Raw genomic sequence first — 17,716 nt, 5'->3', positions numbered from 1 at the left:
CGATCCTCGCGCCAGTCGTCGGAGCTAGGGCACACAGATTGTCCGATCCGGTATGGCGTGCTCGTTCAGTCAACTGGCGCTGTCGTACAAGCGTACAGGAATGTGACTCAGCACACTCGATAGCGACCGAGGCTGATGCCCACACCTGGACCGATAGGGAAACCATGAGGACGACCACCTGTACAGCTCCGAGGAGCGAACCATGACCGGAGCATCGAACACGGCGGACCCAACGATGTCGACCGAGACACGTACGGCGGCATGGGCATCCGAGGCAGCACGACATGTGACAACCAAGCGCACGGAGGACTCCATGCTCGAATACGACTCGTTGTTCATCGGCGGCAAGCTCGCCGCAACTGCATCTACATCGGTGATCGAAATACACTCTGCGGCAACCGAAGAGCTGATCGGCCGCACGCCCGAGGCGTCGCCGGCTGACGTCGATGCAGCCGTCGGTGCCGCCCGCCGCGCCTTCGACGACCCGAAAGGTTGGTCGACATGGGAGCCTCGGGCGCGGGCCCGGGTCCTTGAGCAGTTCGCAACCGAGCTCGAGGCGCGCGCCGACGAGATCACCCGACGGGTCTCGCAGCAGAACGGAATGCCCATCACGACCGCGGCGATGCTCGAGTCCGCGCTCCCGGCAACCGTTTTCCGCTACTACGCGGATCTCGTCCGCATCACCGACGTCGAGGAAACCCGTCATGGGCTCCTCGGCGGACGCGCGCAGGTTCGCCGGACACCCCTCGGCGTCGTCGCGGCAATCGTGCCGTGGAACTACCCCAACCTTGTGACGGCATTCAAGATGGCTCCTGCGCTCGCCGCCGGATGCACGGTGGTGCTCAAACCGAGCCCCGAGACGGTCCTCGACTCGTACGTGATGGCTGAGGCCGCGCAGAGCGCCGGCATCCCTGACGGCGTGATCAACATCGTGCCGGGTGGTGCGAGTACTGGCTCCTACCTCGTGTCCCACCCGGGGGTCGACAAGGTGACCTTCACGGGATCGACCGCCGTCGGCCGGCAGATCGCCGCCACGTGCGGCGATCTGCTGCGCCCGGTGACGCTCGAGCTCGGCGGCAAGTCGGCCGCGATCATTCTCGACGACGCCGATCTGATGTCGAACCTCGAAGGGCTCTTCCAGATCGCACTGCTCAACAACGGGCAAACCTGTGTTGCCAACGGACGCATCCTCGTACCGCGCTCACGGTACGAGGAGACCCTCGACGTGCTCTGCGCGCTCGTATCCGGCGCCTCTGTCGGCGATCCCCTCGACCCGCAGACACAGATCGGCCCCCTCGTTTCGGCGCGCCATCGTGCTCGTGTCGAGGGTTACATCGCCAAGGGCGTCGAAGAGGGTGCCCGACTCGTCACAGGCGGTGGACGACCTCGGGAGCTAGCCAAGGGGTGGTTCGTCGAACCCACGCTGTTCGCGGATGTCGGCCCCGAAAGCACGATCGCCCAGGAAGAGATCTTCGGGCCTGTGCTCGCCGTGATCCCGTACGACGACGTCGACGACGCAGTTCGGATCGCCAACAACACGAAGTACGGTCTCGCGGGCACTATCTGGACCTCGGACGAGAAGCGAGGCGAAGAACTGAGCCGCCGGGTCCGCTCCGGAACCGTCGGTATCAACTACTTCATGCTCGACCCGGTCGCACCGTTCGGCGGGATCAAGGCAAGCGGACTCGGGCGCGAACTCGGCCCCGAGGGACTCGACGCCTGCCTGCAGACCCAGTCCGTGTACTTCGCTACCACCTAGAGAAGAAACTCATACCCGCCCGGTCGGCACCGACGTGTCGACCGGGCGGTGCTCTGTCCGCACCTCGATCTGCATCGACGACCAGAACGACTCCATCATCGTTCCTTGCCGGATGCGCTTGTTGGCCTTCGCCAGCGCCGCGCTCTCTAGGGTCGCGACCCCGGGGCGCTTGCCGCGGTCGATCTGGTCCTGGCGAACCCAGTTGTGCAGAGCACCAGCGCTGATGCCGAGCTCCGTGGCAGCGGTGGTGATCGGTTTGCCGGCACGGACGAGTGCGACGGCCCGGAAGCGGAACTCCGGCGGATACGGTCGGGGCATTGATCGAAGCCTCTCAGCAGGGCTCGATCTTCACACCGAAATGGGTAAGAAGCCCTGGGGCAGGTCGGCGAGTCAACCGAAGTGGGGACAGTCCCGAACGTGGCGCGGACATTCAGCCAGATGGCACTGTCGTTCAATCCTACCGAAATGTGACGCAACACAATCGACTGTGACCGGGGTCAATGCCCATTTACCTAGATCGATAGGGACAACCATGAAGATGAACGCCGCCGTGCTCTGGGGCTCACACCAGGACTGGAGCGTCGAGGAAGTCGAACTCGACGGACCCAGGGAACGCGAAGTTCTCATCCGCTACGTCGCCGGCGGCCTCTGTCACTCCGACGACCACGCACGTACTGGCGACATGCCCATCGCCCTGCCCACCGTCGGCGGCCACGAAGGCGCTGGCGTCATCGAGGAAGTCGGCCCCGGCGTAACCAGCCTCGCACCGGGCGATCATGTCGTCTGCTCATTCCTCCCTGGCTGCGGTCGCTGCCGGTGGTGCGCGACCGGACATTCTAATCTCTGCGACATGGGCGCCCACATCCTCGGCGGCACCATGCTCGACGGCACATACCGCCGCCGTGCCCGCGGCCAGAACGTCGGCGCCATGTCACTCCTGGGTACCTTTGCCGAGTACGGCACGGTGCATGAGGAATCCGTCGTCAAGATCGATGACGACCTCCCTCTCGACCGTGCGGTTCTCCTCGGCTGCGGCGTCACCACCGGCTGGGGATCGGCCGTCAACAGCGCCGAAGTCCAACCCGGCGACACCGTCGTCGTCATTGGCTGCGGCGGCATCGGATCAGGCGCCATCCAGGGCGCCCGTATCGCCGGCGCCGAGAACATCATCGCTGTCGACATCGTCGACACCAAGAGGGACATCCTCCTCGGCCTCGGCGCAACTCACTTCTGCACCAGCTTCGAAGAAGCCACCGCCCTCACTGCCGATCTCACCCGCGGAGTCATGGCGGACTCCGCTATCCTGACGGTCGGAGTCGTCACCCGGGACATGATCGGACAGACCCTCGAACTCGTCCGCAAGGCCGGCACCGCAGTTCTCACCGGAATCGCGCCCGCCGCCGAAACCACGGCCAGCATCCCACTCATGACCTTCACCCTGCTCCAGAAGCGTCTCGTTGGGAGCCTCTATGGGGAAGCCAACGCCCGCGCCGACATCCCCCGGCTTCTCCGCCTCTACCGCAACGGTCAACTCAAGCTCGACGAAACCGTCACCACCGAGTACAAACTTGCCGACATCAACCAAGGGTATCGAGACATGTTCGACGGCAAGAACATCCGCGGAATCATCACCCACAATCATTGATCGGAAACGACCAACGTTTATCCACAACGAATGAAGGGTATGTGGATATCACAGGATCTAGCTGTTGCGGGTCATGACGTTGTAGACACCAGGCCAGGCGGGGGCTGAGCGAAGCGGACGGGTCTTCCGCGGCAGGATGAGAAGTACCACCAACGCATCCGCCAACAGGAAGAACCCGTCCGTGCTCCACCGTAACGCCCCGCTGTCCGTCGAGGGTCGCCGCCGTCTCGTGCAGCGGTGTCAGACCCGTCCGATCTCCCACGTCGCCGCCGAGATGGGCATCTCCCGCGCTTGTGCCAGCAAATGGGTACACCGCCACCGGCAGTTCGGTGAGTTGGGTCTGCTCGATCGCCCCAGCGTGCCGCACCACCAACCCACCACCACCGCCGCCGAGGTGGTGGTCCGGATCGAGCAGCTACGGCGTGAGAAGAAGTGGTCGGCACGGCGCATCGCCCTCGAACTGGCCACCGACGGGTGCCCGATCTCGGTGCGCACCGTCAGCCGGCACCTGGCGCACCTCGGCCTGAACCGACGCAGGTTCCTCGACCCGACCGGAGACAGCAACCGCGAACCCCGGCGGATCGTCGCGCATTGGCCCGGCCACATGGTGCACGTCGACATCAAGAAGGTCGGTCGGATCCCCGATGGCGGCGGCTGGCGCGTGCACGGTCGCGGCAGCGAGCACGCCAAGAGGGTCGAACGCGCCAAGGCTGCCGGGGCCCGCGCCGGCTACGTGTACCTGCATTCGGCTGTGGACGGGTTCTCCCGCCTGGCGTATACCGAAGCGTTGCCCGACGAGAAAGCTTCGACCGCAATCGGGTTCGTGCACCGGGCCCGGGTGTTCTTCGCCGCTCACGGCATCGGCCACATCCACCGCATCGTGACCGACAACGGGTCCTGCTACCGCGCGAAGGACTTCGCGAAGGTGCTGCACGGGGCTCGGCATCAGCGAATCACCCCGTACACCCCACGGCACAACGGCAAGGTCGAGCGCTACAACCGGATCCTGGCCGAAGAGTTCCTCTACGCCCGCACCTGGACCAGCGAACAGCAACGATCGGAGGCCCTGCACGTGTGGAACGTGCACTACAACTACCATCGACCCCACACTGCCGTCGGCGACCGACCGCCCGCGAGCAAGCTCCGCGCCGGTGTCACCAACGTCATGGCCTCATACATCTAGATCAGACCTCGATGCTCACTTCAGGTGGATCAAGTAAGCCTTGGCCCCTGGGTGGGAGTACTCGATCCATGTGCCCGCCGAAGGATCCCAGGACCACCCCCGATTCGTGCGGGTGGGGCTGTGCTGGGTTACCAGGGGATACCCGTCGTCGGTGAACGAGGTGATGATGGCGAGATGATCCATCTTCCCATCGGCGCCGTCGTCCCAGTCGTAAGCGATGATGTCACCGAGTTGCGCCCCGGCCGCGGTGTTGTCACTCCATTTGATCGGCCGGATCTCTGCGGTGCCGCTGCTGCGCATGTAATCGGTGAAGTGGTTGGCGCTTGCGGCGGCTTTGGTCGGGCCCGGGTTGTAGAACGTGTTGCTGGCGAGTTTCGATGTGTCGGATGACCTCGGCGTCCAGTCCGCAGTCGATTCGATCCCTCCGTCCCACAGAGCCTGGGAGACGAAGTAGGTGCAGTCATTCGGGAAGGTGTAGACCGTATCGACCCACTTGAGGGCGGCGCTGGCGATCTGGTACCGCGTGAAAGCATCCACCGAATCGGTGTCGGCGTTGGCGGGTGCAGCGTAGAGAAGAGGGGCCGCCAACCCTGCGACGCACGCGGCGGCCACTTTCACCTTGCGGCTTCTCTTGGTTGCTTCTCCCGAGGGCTGTGTAGTGGGCATCGTCTGAACCTCCGGATCTGTCGTCCGGCCGAGGTCCGCCGGCCGGTGAGACCACAGTGCCCAAACCGCCTTTTCACAGCCACACACTGGCCGAAAGAAAAATCAGAAGGCCATATATGGCCTCATTCGTGACAGTGCGCGACAATCAGCATGCCGATAGTCGTTATATGGACAGGTGGCCATCGACCACTGCCCACAGTGGATGGAGGAACTTTCTGTGCAGTGTCCGATGTGTGAGGCTGACACCAAGGTGGACGGGAGCCGGGATGCTCACGGGGGTGTACGCCGCAGACGAGTCTGTAAGCGAGACGCCAGCCATCGTTTTTTCTCGCTCGAAAAGCTCGAAGGTTGGCGTCTTGACGATATCGCGATCCGACAGAGTGGAGGAACCCGGTTTCAGGGGTGGCTGTTCGACAAGGAACGACTGTTCAGAGACGTCGAGGCAGGTGTCATCCGGCTTCTCTCCGACGCCGAAATTCGGGAGGTAGTTCGCGGTATCGTCGAGCAACTACGGGACGATCTTCCCGACCGGGCCAAGCCCATCACGGACGAAATATGGGACCGACGCGAGTTAAATCGGTCTCCACACATGAGGCCACAGGCATACATATGGGACACAGAAGTTCGCGAAGTGGTCGAGAACCAACTGAGTTTGTCGAAGAACAGGGTCCCGCACCTCCTCTATGCGATGTCGTTCCGAGGAAGGCCTGTAGCCCACCGCAAGGGTTGGCAGGGAGCGGAAGATGTTCTGATTTGGTTGTCGGAGAAATATCCGGATCTGGTCCAGCGAGAGGAGATACCTACCCACCGACCTGCGACTGTGACCTGGAAATGGCGTCCGACTGAACCTGCACCTGATCGGCGCCCAAAATATGTGCTGAAGGCCGGCCGCCTTATCGCAACTACTTCCGACGGTTCACGTGTGACGGAAGAGGATTTGGAAGTGCGCGCCGGTCGACTAGTTGCGTTCGACAAGAAGCGGTTCATTGAGAGCATCCGCCTTGCTCTGCTCGGTCGGGGGAAGCCTCGATGGATGGCGGATGCAGTCGCGTGGTGGGTGTTGACAGATCTGCAGGGACAGGAGCGGGTGCACTCAGCGCAATTGGCGATCGGTGTGCTCGACTGCCTGCGACGCATCGATGACATCGCGTATCTACGGTGGGCCGCACACGTTAAATCATTCCCCCAGGTAAGGAATTTCAAGAGCGAAGCGTTGGGCCTGATCACTCACCCTTCAGACCAGCTGAAGTTTGACAGCAATGCCTCACCGCGGAAGAGCCTCACCATCGTGGGTAATACATCTGATTCGGATTGATGGCCGCTGCTCACGGCCCGCGCCTATGCTGACGCAGCACTACGTGCCGAGGTCACCATCGAAGTTACGATGAGAACCATGACCGGGAAGAAGCGCATGGCCTTCGACATCAGCGAAGCCGACGCCGACCGGATCCGCGCCGCCTACGTCGGCACCCGCGCCATCCTGCCCCCGGCCACCCTCAGCGAGTTCATCACCGACCTGCTGGCCGAGGCCACCGAGCGCCTAGAAGCTGAACACAACGAAGGCCGACCCTGGCGCACACCCAGCCGCAACGAACTCAAGTCCCTCTCCCAGACCGGCGTCGGACGCAACGCCCCTGGCCGCCCAGGAGAGCAAAACCAGCAATGACCGAGGCGTCACGCACACCGCGACCCAAACTCGGGTTCCACACCGACCAGGCCGAACGCATTCGCGCTGCCTACCTCGGCACCCGCTCAGTCCTCCCGCCAAGCACCTTCAGCGAATTCCTCGAAGCCGCCGTCCTCGAGACAGTCGAGCGACTCGAAGCCGAACACAACAACGGCCAAAGCTGGGACGCTCCGGCCGCTGGGGAAGTCAAGTCCACCGCCCAGACTGGTGTCGGCCGCTGGAATCGCATCTGATGATCATCAGTCACCGATCTCCTTGATCCTCCCCGGGCGTAGTTATCGAGTCCGAGAACCACTTCATAGTGTCCATAGTAATTATGGAAACTATGATGGTGAGCGCCTCTGGTATCGAGATGCTGAGCCTCGTACATCTCGCGTGAATGTCGTCGGCCTCGATGCATGATCAGACATGAGAAACCCCTGGTAGGCAGTTGCTACCAGGGGCTTCCCTTTCGGAACTATCTCCGTCAGCGAATCCGCTCGACGAATCTCCTGATCCTCGCTCTGCGGCTCCATGTCGCCTGTAGAGCCCATACCGACATGGTGGCCGGCAGCGACACTATGACCGCGAATCCTCCTACCGAGACGCCGCACAGCATGAGAACCGCCACCAGGAATGTGATTATCCAATATGCGTCAAATGCATCCTCTATATAATCTGGTACTGTTCTATTCAATCTCCTTTGTTCCTTTTCTTTTTATTTGGCGACCCCCTCGCAAAGCGCCCGTCGGACACCTCTCGCCATGTTATTATTATAACATATAAACCGCAGGTCAGAGCGTGTTTTCTGTGCGCCTAATGGTATTTCGTGGGATTTTTCCTACGCATTGCCGTAAATGCCTGAATGGCGTTTCTTAATGTCCCGACGACATGGTATTTCCGTAGGTTCGCTCGTACATCGCGCGAACGATGCGACGCGAGAGCTCACAGACTCGACCGGATGTATCGGTGTCAGATCTGGTGACAACACCGCATCACGAGCGAACAAGATCAGTCAGTGCCCCATGGCACAGTGCCAGCCACCGACCGCCGAGCCTGAGAAAAGGACCGCCACCGACGTGAACGAGCTGCCCCTCTACGCCCGCACCATCTACCTCGGCTTCGACGGCCCGCCGAACCCGTCCACAACCTCTCAGGAGGTCTCACGGGTCTGTGGTGGCTACTGATCGCCGCGGCGCTCATTTGCTTCGGAGCATGCGAGTACATGGGGCGAAAAAGCGTGACCAGGAGGGAATGGCAAGAGAAGAACAGGCTCGGTGCTGGCTTCTTCCTCTATTGCGGCCTCATGGGATTGGTCGTCGGCGTCTTTGGCCTGATCGCCGCGAACTGATCGAGGTGGCATTGATCGACGATCGGGCTGTCGACGGCACGTGAAAACTGGTTCTGGCCCCCTTTCCGTGGTGGTGAAGGGGGGTGCCCTCAGGGGCTCTGCCGATCCGCAGACGATGATCTTGCCGGTGTTCTGCGAATCGTTGTGACCTGCGGGTTCTGCTCCCGCACCTGGCCGGTGTGACCATCGAGTCGATCGACGCGTCCGCTGCAGGGATCCGTATCCGCGCATGCGCGGTGACGCAGGACGGCCTCGTGCCCGGACTGCGGGAACAGGGCGCAGCGGGGTCCACAGCCGCTACGACCGCACCCTCGCCGACGCCGCGGTCGGTAACTGGCCCAGCCGCCTGGTTCTTCGGGTGCGCCGATTCCTGTGCCCTAACGAGGGGTGCAGCCGACGGACATTCGCCGAACAGATCGATGGGCTGACCTCGGCGTATGCTCGGCACACCCCACTGCTGACCGCGATTTTCGAGCGGATCGGGTTGGCGTTGGCTGGACGAGCCGGAGCACGCCTGGCGGACGCTTTGGGGATGCCAGTAGGGCGTTCGACCTTGTTGCGGCTGGTACGCAGCCTGCCGGATCCGCCGGTGCACTCCGTCGAGGTACTCGGGATCGACGACTTCGCCCTGCGTAAACGGCATCGCTACGGCACCGTCCTGGTGGACATGGACACCCACCGCCCGATCGATGTCCTGCCCGACCGGCGCGCCGAGACCGTGGCCGCATGGCTGGCTGCGCGTCCCGGGGGTCGCCGTAGTATCGGCCGAATTTCGGGCGGATATGGCGTAGCGGATTGGTAGGGCAGGGTTTTCGTGTTCGGGGTGCGGGGCTGGGGGGTTGGTGCTTGGCTTGGCTGCCGATGAGGTTGATCGGCGTGCTGGAGGTCGGGGTTCGTGGCGACGCGGGTGTTCGCGGATGAGGAGTTGGAGCGTCTGCGGGGGTTCCCGGAGATCAGCCGCGAGGAGTTGTTCCGGTTTTTCACGCTGACTCCGGCTGATGTGGCGTTCGTGGATCCGGGTCGTGGTCGGGGTCCGGCGGATCGGTTGGGTTTGGCGGTCGCGTTGTGCACGTTGCCGTGGCTGGGGTTCGTGCCGGACCGGTTGACGACGGCGCCGCCGGTGGCGGTGGCCCGGCTCGCTGAGCAGCTGCGGGTGGATCCGGTGGAGATCGGTTCGTACGGCAAGCGCGCCAAGACCCGCACCGAGCATGCGCGGCTGGTCGCCCAGTATCTGGGCTGGCGACCGGCTGGACCGCTGGAGTCCAAGGAGCTGGACGAGTTCCTGTTGGCGCGGGCGATGGAGCACGATTCCCCAACGCTGCTGTTCCGGCTGGCGTGCGAGTATCTGATCTCGGCGCGGGTGATCAGGCCGGGCCCGGTCACGGTGGTGGAACGAGTCGCCCACGCCCGCCACCAAGCGCAGATCGAAACCTACGACCGGCTCGCGCATGAGTTCACGCCTGAGCGGTGCGCGGAGCTGGACTCGTTGTTGGACACCGACGACTCGCTCGGGGTGTCGCGGTTGCGGTGGCTGTCGACCGGTCCGGTGGAGGCGTCGGCGCAGGCGGTGAAGGCCGAGGTGGAGAAGCTGGGTTTCCTGCGTGGGATGGGCGCGGACCGCCTCGATATGTCTGTGCTGCCCGCCGAGCGTCGCCGGTTCCTGGCCACGATGGGCCGCCGTCTGACCCCGCAGGCCCTCGAACGCCGTGAGCCGCAGCGCCGCTACCCGATCCTGTTGACGGTGCTGGCGCAGTCGGGCACTGATGTGCTCGATGAGGTGGTGGCGCTGTTCGATCAGGCGATCTCGGCGAAGTTCGGCCAGGCCGAGCGGCGCATGCAGCAGCAGTTGGCCGAACGCGGAAAATCCGGGGAGGATCGCCAAGCGTTGTTGGACGAGCTGCTGGCCATCGCCTGCGATCCGCAGATAGCCGATGAGGAAATAGGTGGCTTGATCCGGGGCGATGCGATCGGGTGGGAGCGGTTGCGGGCGGCCATCGCGCAGGCCAAACCGCGTCTGCCGCGTGATCACGGGCATCTGGCCGCGCTGGATTTGTCCTACAACTATCTGCGGCAGTTCACCCCGGCGGTGCTCGAGGCGGTGCGGTTCGCCGGCGGGACCGCGGCGACCGAGCTGCTGGTCGCGGTGGACATGCTGCGTGAGATGAATGCGACCGGCCGTCGGAAGGTGTTCGATGAGGCCCCGGCCGGGTTCGTGCCGACCAAGTGGCGCGGCTACCTCGACGAGGCCCGCCGCTCCGGCAGCGTGACCGCGTACCGGCACTATTGGGAGCTGTGCGTGCTGCTGGGGTTGCGCGACGGGCTGCGTAGCGGGGACGTGTACGTGCCGGGCTCGCGCCGCTACGCCGACCCGGCCGCCTACCTGCTCACCGCCGAGCAATGGACGCCGCAGCGCAGTGAGTTCTGCCGCCTGGTCGGCAAACCCGCCGACCCCGGTGAAGCCCTGGCCGCGGTGACCGACGAGCTGCACGCCGCGGTCGGTGAGCTCGAGGCGGTGCTGGCCTGTGGGGACGGCCCGGTCCGGGTGGACGAGACCGGGGATCTGGTGATCTCGCCGTTGACCGCCGAAGACGTCCCCGACGAGGCGAAGGCGTTGAAGGCGGAGCTGACCGAGATGCTGCCGTTCGCGCCGATCGTGTCGCTGCTGATCGAGCTGGACAAACGCACCGGCTACCTGGACTGTTTCACGCATGCCTCGGGCAAACAGACCCGAACCCCCGAACTCAAACGCAACCTCATCGCGGTACTGCTGGCCTATTCGACGAACCTGGGGTTGACGCGGATGGCCGAGGCCTGCGGCATTTCCTACGACATCCTGGCCTGGACCGCGGAATGGTATGTGCGGGAAGAGACCCTGCGCGCGGCGAATCTGGCGATCATCGACTACCACCAGCGACTGCCGCTGACCACGGTGTTCGGCGCGGGCACGCTGTCTTCGAGTGACGGGCAGCGGTTCCCGGTGCGTGGCAAGTCGACCTCGACACGGGAGATGGTCATCCACGGCGGGCGGGTGCTGTCGACCTACACCCATGTCACCGATCAGCACGCCACCTACGGCACGAAGATCATCGTCGCCACGAAACGCGAAGCGCACTACGTGCTCGATGAGATCCTCGGCAACGCAACGGATCTGCCGATCACCGAACACGCCACCGACACCCACGGGGTGACGCTGGTGAATTTCGGGCTGTTCGACCTGCTCGGCATGCAGCTCTCACCCCGGATCCGGGACCTGGGGAAGATCACCCTGTACCGGCCCGGACCGCGTGCCGACCTCGAGGCCCGGTTCCCGCACGCCGGGCCGCTGATGACGCGGCGGGCCAACCTCGAGCTGATCGCCGAGCACTGGGACGACCTGCTACGGCTGGCCGGGTCACTGAAGTTCGGGCACGCCACCGCCTCACTGCTGGTCGGCAAGCTGTCCGCCTCCGGACGGCAGAACACCCTGGCCACCGCGCTCAAGGAATACGGGGCGCTGCGGCGCACCATCTACGCGGCGAAATACCTGGCGGATCCGGACTACCGGCGCAAGATCTCCCGTCAGCTCAACAAGGGCGAATCGCTGCATGCGCTGCGCCGGGACCTGCTGTATGCCCACGAGGGCATGATCCGGGCCCGCCAGCTCGACGACCAGACCGAGCAGGCGTGGTGCCTGACCTTGGCCACCAACGCCGTGATCGCCTGGACCACCGAGTATTACGGGCTCGCGGTCGAGCAGATGCGGCGGGCCGGGCGCCGGATAGATGACGAGGTGCTGGCACATATCAGCCCCGCCCACAGCGAGAACATCAACTTCTTCGGCGCCATCGAGGTCGATATCGACGCCGAACTGGCCCAGCTCGGACCGACCGGGTATCGGCCGCTCCGGGTGCGCGACACCCTGTTCTGACACGGCCACCGCCTGGGACGAAAGTGGGTGATGGCCGGTGCGGGCCGCGGTGAGAGGTAGGACACGTTCGGCCGTTCCCGGTTGCCAATCTACCCTCCCGTAAGGGTAGAGTTTGGATCGCTGAGTGGTAGCCGATGGTGGGGTGTCCGGCAGCGTGGCCGACGCGATCACCTCCTCGACCTGTGACGGGTCATCCACTCGCGTTCCCGACGATCTTTCTCCCCGGCGACCGTTCGCGTTGTCCGGGTGCGCCCGTGTGCGCGTGAGCCCATGGAATGGAGTTTGTCCTGATGGTGTCGACGACACAGCGGCCGACTGATGAGGGTTCGGTGCTGGCCGCGTTGCGCAGCCCGGCACGGTTACGGACCGAGGTGTTGGCCGGTTTGGTGGTCGCGTTGGCGTTGATTCCGGAGGCGATCTCGTTCTCGATCATCGCCGGGGTCGACCCGAGCGTGGGGTTGTTCGCCTCGTTCACCATGGCGGTGACCATCGCGATCGTCGGTGGTCGCCGGGCGATGATCTCGGCCGCGACGGGGGCGATCGCGCTGGTGATCGCGCCGGTGGTCAAAGAGCACGGCCTGGACTACCTGATCGCCACGGTCATCCTGGCCGGGCTGTTGCAGATCGTGCTCAGCGTTGTCGGCGTCGCCCGGTTGATGCGGTTCATCCCGCGCAGCGTCATGGTCGGGTTCGTCAACGCGTTGGCGATTCTGATCTTCACCGCCCAGATCCCGCATCTGCTGGGGGTGCCGTGGCTGGTGTATCCGATGGTCGCGATCGGCATCGCGACCATGGTGCTGCTGCCCAAACTGTCGAACGTGGTTCCGGCGCCGCTGGTGGCGATCGTGCTGCTCACCGCCGCGACCATCGTGTTCTCGCTGAATGTGCCGAATGTCGGGGATGAGGGCGAGTTGCCGTCGAGCCTGCCGACCTGGTTCATCCCCAACGTTCCCCTCACCCTCGACACGCTGAAGATCATCGCCCCCTACGCGCTGGCGATGGCGTTGGTGGGTCTGCTGGAATCGCTGATGACGGCCAAGCTGGTCGACGACATCACCGACACCCACTCCGACAAGACCCGTGAGGGTTGGGGCCAGGGCGTGGCGAATGTGGTGACCGGGTTCTTCGGCGGCATGGGTGGGTGCGCGATGATCGGCCAGACCATGATCAACGTGAAGTCCTCCGGCGCGCGCACCCGGATCTCGACGTTCCTGGCCGGTGTGTTCCTGCTGATCCTGGTCGTCGGCCTCGGTGATGTGGTCGCGTTGATCCCGATGGCGGCACTGGTCGCGGTGATGATCATGGTCTCGGTCGGCACCATGGACTGGCACTCGATCGCCCCGAAGACGTTGCGGCGCATGCCGATCGCCGAGACCACGGTCATGGCGGTCACCGTCGCGGTCACCGTGGCCACACACAATCTCGCTTATGGGGTGATCGCCGGTGTGCTGACCGCGATGGTCGCGTTCGCGCATCGGGTCGCGCATTTCACGCAGGTGGACAAGGTTTCCGAGGCTGACACCGATCACGACGGCGCGATCGATACCCGCGTGTACACGGTGCGCGGCGAGTTGTTCTTCGCTTCGAGCAATGATCTGGTCTACCAGTTCGACTACACCGGCGATCCGGCCAATATCGTCATCGACATGTCGGATGCACACATCTGGGATGCCTCGACCGTGGCGACCCTGGACGCGATCACCACCAAATACGCCGCCAAGGGCAAGACGGTGCAGATCATCGGGCTCAACCCGGCCTCGGAGGCTCGCCACGACCGGTTGTCCGGGCACCTGGCCGGTGGGCACTGAGGTGGGCGCCGACACTAGCGGCTACCTGCAGATCGGGCAGGTCGCCGAGCGCACCGAGCTCTCGCTCAAGTCGATCCGGCACTGGGACGAGGTCGGGCTGGTGCAGCCCTCGGCCCGCTCGGCGGGCGGGTTCCGCCTCTACACCGAGGCCGACGTCGACCGGATGCTGGTCATCCGCCGCATGAAACCCCTCGGGTTCACCCTCGCGGAGATGAAACAGTTGCTCGACGCGATCGAGATCCTCGACGACGCCTCGGCCGAGCCGACCGCGCGGGCGGCGGCGCAGGCGGATCTGCTCGCGTTCCGCGACAAGGCCGCCGACAGTGCCGACCGGCTTCGCCGGCATCTGGCCTATGCCGAGGAGTTCACCGGGTTGCTCTCGACCCGGGCGTCGGACTCCCCGCCATGATCTGACCGCGCGCCGCCGTAGGGCGTGTTCCTCGGTGAGAGCTGAACCGGTCGTTCATCGCCGGTCGCGGTGCGCCGGCAGCCCCGCCGCGATCGCGGCGACGGCGATCATGGCCACCGCGATCAGCCAGAACGCTCGGTCGTAGCCGGGCACCGAACCCGCCGTTGCCGTGATCAGTGCCGCCAGCCCCAAGGCGGCGCCGACCTGCTTGGTGGTGTTCATCAGCCCCGACGCCGCGCCCGCGTCCGCGGCGGGGACTCCCGCGGTGACGGCGGCGGTGAGCGGGGTGTTCAGCAGTCCCGCCCCGATGCTGAACACGAGCGCCGGCCCGAGGATCCCGGTCAGATAGGTGCTGCCGGGACCGAGCTGGGCTTGCCAGGCGAACCCGGCCGCGGCCAGCAGCGCCCCACCGGCGATGAGAGCCCGGACCTCGGCCCGGCGCATCAACCACGGGGTCACCTGGGTGCCGACGGCGATCGTGACCAGCGTGTGCGGCAGGAACGCCAGCCCGGTCTGCATCGGGGTGTAGCCCAGAACGTCGCGCATCGACAACGTCAGGAAGAACCACATCGGATTCAGACACGCCCCGGCCAGCAGCATCGCGACATTGCCGACCGCCACCGACCGGATCCCCAACAACGACAACGGCAGCAACGGCACCGGCACCCACCGCGTCTCCACGAACACGAACACCGCCACCAACCCCACGCCGGCCGCCAGCGCCGACACCGTCCCCGGTGCCGACCACCCCCGCGCCGCGGCCTGGCCGAACCCATAGGCGATCGCGGCGAGCCCACACGTCACCAGCACCGCCCCCACCACATCCAGGCGGACCCGGGCCCGCGGCGCCGAGTCCGGGGCGATGACAGCCGTCGCGGCTACCAGCACGAGCACGCCGATGGGCAGGTTGATCAGCAGCGTGGCCCGCCACGAAGCGAATTCGGTGAGGATCCCGCCGAGCAGATTGCCCGCCGTCCCACCGGCCAGGCCCAGCGCGGTCCAGACCGCCAGGGCCTTGGTCCGCCGCGGCCCCTCCGCGAAGCTCGTGGTCAGGATCGTCAACGTCGCCGGCGCCAGCACCGCCGCACCCACCCCCTGGACAGCGCGGGCGCCGATCAACCACCCCGGCGAGGCGGCCAGCCCGCCGACCAGGCTCGCGGCGGTGAACACCAGCAGCCCGGCGAGGAAGACCCGCTTGCGGCCGAACAGATCCGCCAGGCGGCCACCGACCAGCAGCAGGCCCGCGAACACCAGCGCATAGGCGTTGACCACCCACGCCAGCCCGGCGTCGGTGAACCCCAGCGTCGATCGCATCGACGGCAATGCCACGTTCACCACCGAGATGTCGAGCACCACCATGAACTGCGCCGCGCACACCACCGTCAACAGCACGCCCGCGCGCGCCGGGGCTACCGCCGTCTTCTCGTCCGTGCCGGGTCGCCGCACACCCACCTCCACGTTGATACATTTGTATCCAATACATCTGTATCACCGATTTGCCGGTGATGTCGAGAGAGGTGACCGTGCCCCGGACCGTGGACCACGCCCAACGACGCGCCCAGCTCGCCGAAGCCGTGGTGGCCGTCGCCGCCCGCGAGGGCCTGCACGCGGTCACCATCCGCGCCGTCGCCGCCGAGGCCGGGGTATCGCTGCGATTCGTGCAGTACTACTTCCCGACCAAGACCGAACTGCTCGTCGGCACCCTCAACCATCTGGAAACCCTCAGCCACCACCGCTGGAACCGGCGCCTGGCCGGCCTGCCCGATCCGCCCCCGGCCCGCGCGCTGATCGAGGCCTTCTGCGCCGAAGCCCTGCCCACCGATGACGCCAGCCGCGCCTTCCACCTCGTCGGCACCTCCTATGCGGTGCTGGCCATGACCGACCCCGACCTGGCCCGGCACCCCTTCGTCGCAGGCATCGACCGACTCGAACACCAACTCGCCCAAGCGCTCTCACACGCGCAGACGAACCAGGAGATCCCCGGCGAACTCGACGTCACCGCCGAGGCGATCAGGCTGGTCATGCTCACCCACGGCCTGGGCACCAGCGTGCTGATCGGCCAGCACGACTCCGACACGGCCCTGGCGGTGCTGGCCGACCACCTCGACCGGCTCTTCGACACCACCGCCGGAGCGAACACATCTAGCCCGGGATAATGGGCTGTTATCCGGGGTAACATCGGGAGCGGCCAGCGGCGACCCCGTCGCGGCGCGACATGAAGCAGTCCCGTTATCCGGGGCAAGCCCGGCGAAGGGATCCGATGGCCGCGACCGTGACCCGGCTACGCACCGCCCCGGCGCGCACCCTGCGCTCGGCCGCCGAAGCGTTCCTCGACACGATCGGATCGGCCAACACCCGCCGTGCCTACGGCATCGCGATCGTCAAGACCGTCGACCAGCTCGACGGCCGCCCGGCCGGACTCATCGGCGCCAGCCGCGCCCTGGACTCGGTCACCGACGCCGAAGTCGGTGCCGCGCTGGAAACCCTGTGGGGCAACGCGGCGGTCAACACCTGGAACGCACGCCGCGCCGCCGTCGGCAAATGGCTTTCCTGGTGCGCCGAACAGGGCTGGACCGCACCGAAAGTGCCTACCTCGGCCCCACGCTCGACCCCGCCGGACTCCGACACCCCCGTCCGTTCGCGCACCGCCATCGACCGGCTCATCGCCCGCCGCGAGATCCACGTGCGGGAGAAGACGCTGTGGCGGATGCTGTATGAAACCTGCGCCCGCGCAGAAGAACTACTCCAGCTCAACATCGAAGACCTCGACCTCGCGGGCCGCACCGCGGCGGTGAAGTCCAAGGGCGCCAAACCACGCACCCGCCGCCGCGGCGCCACCCACCACGAACACGTCCTCGAAAACGTGTACTGGGACGCCGGCACCGCCCGCCTGCTACCCCGGCTCATCCGCGACCGCACCCGCGGCCCCGTGTTCGTGACCCACCGCCGGCCGGGACCCGGCAAGTACCTCGCCGACCGCGACAGCTGCCCCGACACCGGCCTTGCCCGGCTGTCCTACGACCAGGCCCGCGACCTGCTCGACGCCGCCACCGCCGTCGATGGGCCCGGAACCGGATGGGACCTGCACGAACTGCGCCACTCCGGCCTGACACACCTCGGCGAATCCGGCGCCAGCCTGCTGGAACTGATGGCCAAATCACGACACCGCAAAGCCGAGAACCTACGCCGCTACTTCAAACCATCCCCGCAGGCGATGCGCGAACTGACCAGCCTCATCGGCCCCGGCACATCCCGCACCCACTGACCAGCAGCTACGCCATATCCGCCCGAAATTCGGCCGATACTACGGCGACCCCTCCCG

At 65.5% G+C, this 17,716-nt stretch carries 15 protein-coding genes; 12 read left to right on the top strand and 3 right to left on the bottom strand.

Annotation, left to right across the window (positions count from 1 at the left end):
• Window positions 1-313 precede the first annotated feature (313 nt).
• Window positions 314-1,759: an aldehyde dehydrogenase gene (locus tag M3330_RS24405; RefSeq protein ID WP_058037236.1), complete on the top strand. Its 1,446-nt coding sequence runs from the start codon at window positions 314-316 to the stop codon at window positions 1,757-1,759.
• 9 nt (window positions 1,760-1,768) lie between these two features.
• Here the strand turns inward: M3330_RS24405 and M3330_RS24400 are convergent, their stop codons facing one another.
• Window positions 1,769-2,077 carry a transposase gene (locus M3330_RS24400; RefSeq protein ID WP_058037223.1) on the bottom strand — a complete coding sequence of 103 codons (309 nt, stop codon included), beginning with the start codon at window positions 2,075-2,077 and terminating at the stop codon, window positions 1,769-1,771.
• Window positions 2,078-2,291: 214 nt separating this feature from the next.
• On the opposite strand from M3330_RS24400, the gene M3330_RS24395 reads away from it, so the two are divergent.
• Together M3330_RS24395 and M3330_RS24390 are read left to right on the top strand one after the other, a co-directional pair.
• Window positions 2,292-3,404 (top strand): NDMA-dependent alcohol dehydrogenase, encoded by a 1,113-nt coding sequence (locus tag M3330_RS24395; protein ID WP_058037222.1) that lies wholly within the window; start codon window positions 2,292-2,294, stop codon window positions 3,402-3,404.
• 181 nt (window positions 3,405-3,585) lie between these two features.
• Window positions 3,586-4,587 carry an IS481 family transposase gene (locus M3330_RS24390; RefSeq protein ID WP_119699186.1) on the top strand — a complete coding sequence of 334 codons (1,002 nt, stop codon included), beginning with the start codon at window positions 3,586-3,588 and terminating at the stop codon, window positions 4,585-4,587.
• A 15-nt stretch (window positions 4,588-4,602) separates the two neighbouring features.
• Here M3330_RS24390 and M3330_RS24385 read toward each other — a convergent pair whose 3' ends face one another.
• Window positions 4,603-5,253, bottom strand: a complete 651-nt coding sequence (locus M3330_RS24385; protein ID WP_119699185.1) for an amidase domain-containing protein — start codon at window positions 5,251-5,253, stop codon at window positions 4,603-4,605.
• A 175-nt stretch (window positions 5,254-5,428) separates the two neighbouring features.
• Here M3330_RS24385 and M3330_RS24380 point away from each other — a divergent pair, with 175 nt between their 5' ends.
• The 7 genes from M3330_RS24380 to M3330_RS24350 all read left to right on the top strand — a co-directional run bounded on the left by M3330_RS24380 (window position 5,429) and on the right by M3330_RS24350 (window position 14,394).
• Window positions 5,429-6,568: a hypothetical protein gene (locus M3330_RS24380; protein ID WP_162919254.1), complete on the top strand. Its 1,140-nt coding sequence runs from the start codon at window positions 5,429-5,431 to the stop codon at window positions 6,566-6,568.
• A 78-nt stretch (window positions 6,569-6,646) separates the two neighbouring features.
• Complete coding sequence (locus M3330_RS24375) at window positions 6,647-6,919, top strand: hypothetical protein (protein WP_119699184.1); 273 nt, start codon at window positions 6,647-6,649, stop codon at window positions 6,917-6,919.
• Window positions 6,916-7,173, top strand: coding sequence for a hypothetical protein (locus tag M3330_RS24370; RefSeq protein WP_119699183.1), 258 nt, complete (start codon window positions 6,916-6,918; stop codon window positions 7,171-7,173). Before M3330_RS24375 ends, M3330_RS24370 begins: the two co-directional genes overlap by 4 nt.
• Window positions 7,174-8,802: 1,629 nt before the next feature.
• Complete coding sequence (locus M3330_RS24365; RefSeq protein WP_255029392.1) at window positions 8,803-9,072, top strand: transposase; 270 nt, start codon at window positions 8,803-8,805, stop codon at window positions 9,070-9,072.
• Window positions 9,073-9,165: 93 nt separating this feature from the next.
• Window positions 9,166-12,177 carry a Tn3 family transposase gene (locus tag M3330_RS24360; protein WP_255029390.1) on the top strand — a complete coding sequence of 1,004 codons (3,012 nt, stop codon included), beginning with the start codon at window positions 9,166-9,168 and terminating at the stop codon, window positions 12,175-12,177.
• A 290-nt stretch (window positions 12,178-12,467) separates the two neighbouring features.
• The gene (locus M3330_RS24355) at window positions 12,468-13,985 is read left to right on the top strand and encodes a SulP family inorganic anion transporter (protein ID WP_255029389.1); all 1,518 of its coding nucleotides are present in this window, start codon (window positions 12,468-12,470) and stop codon (window positions 13,983-13,985) included.
• 1 nt (window position 13,986) lies between these two features.
• Window positions 13,987-14,394 carry a MerR family transcriptional regulator gene (locus M3330_RS24350; RefSeq protein WP_255029387.1) on the top strand — a complete coding sequence of 136 codons (408 nt, stop codon included), beginning with the start codon at window positions 13,987-13,989 and terminating at the stop codon, window positions 14,392-14,394.
• 54 nt (window positions 14,395-14,448) lie between these two features.
• Here M3330_RS24350 and M3330_RS24345 read toward each other — a convergent pair whose 3' ends face one another.
• Window positions 14,449-15,840 carry an MFS transporter gene (locus M3330_RS24345; RefSeq protein WP_255029462.1) on the bottom strand — a complete coding sequence of 464 codons (1,392 nt, stop codon included), beginning with the start codon at window positions 15,838-15,840 and terminating at the stop codon, window positions 14,449-14,451.
• A 77-nt stretch (window positions 15,841-15,917) separates the two neighbouring features.
• Between M3330_RS24345 and M3330_RS24340 the strand changes: the two genes are divergently transcribed.
• Window positions 15,918-16,550 (top strand): TetR/AcrR family transcriptional regulator, encoded by a 633-nt coding sequence (locus tag M3330_RS24340; RefSeq protein WP_255029385.1) that lies wholly within the window; start codon window positions 15,918-15,920, stop codon window positions 16,548-16,550.
• 104 nt (window positions 16,551-16,654) lie between these two features.
• A complete protein-coding gene (locus tag M3330_RS24335; RefSeq protein ID WP_255029383.1) occupies window positions 16,655-17,659 on the top strand; it encodes a site-specific integrase in 1,005 nt (334 codons plus the stop codon).
• Window positions 17,660-17,716 lie beyond the last annotated feature (57 nt).

It is taken from the genome of Rhodococcus sp. GA1 (assembly GCF_024321955.1).
Taxonomy (GTDB): Bacteria; Actinomycetota; Actinomycetes; order Mycobacteriales; family Mycobacteriaceae; genus Rhodococcus; species Rhodococcus pyridinivorans.
Note: the sequence above shows the minus strand (reverse complement) of the source record. Positions and strands in the feature narration are given on the sequence as shown.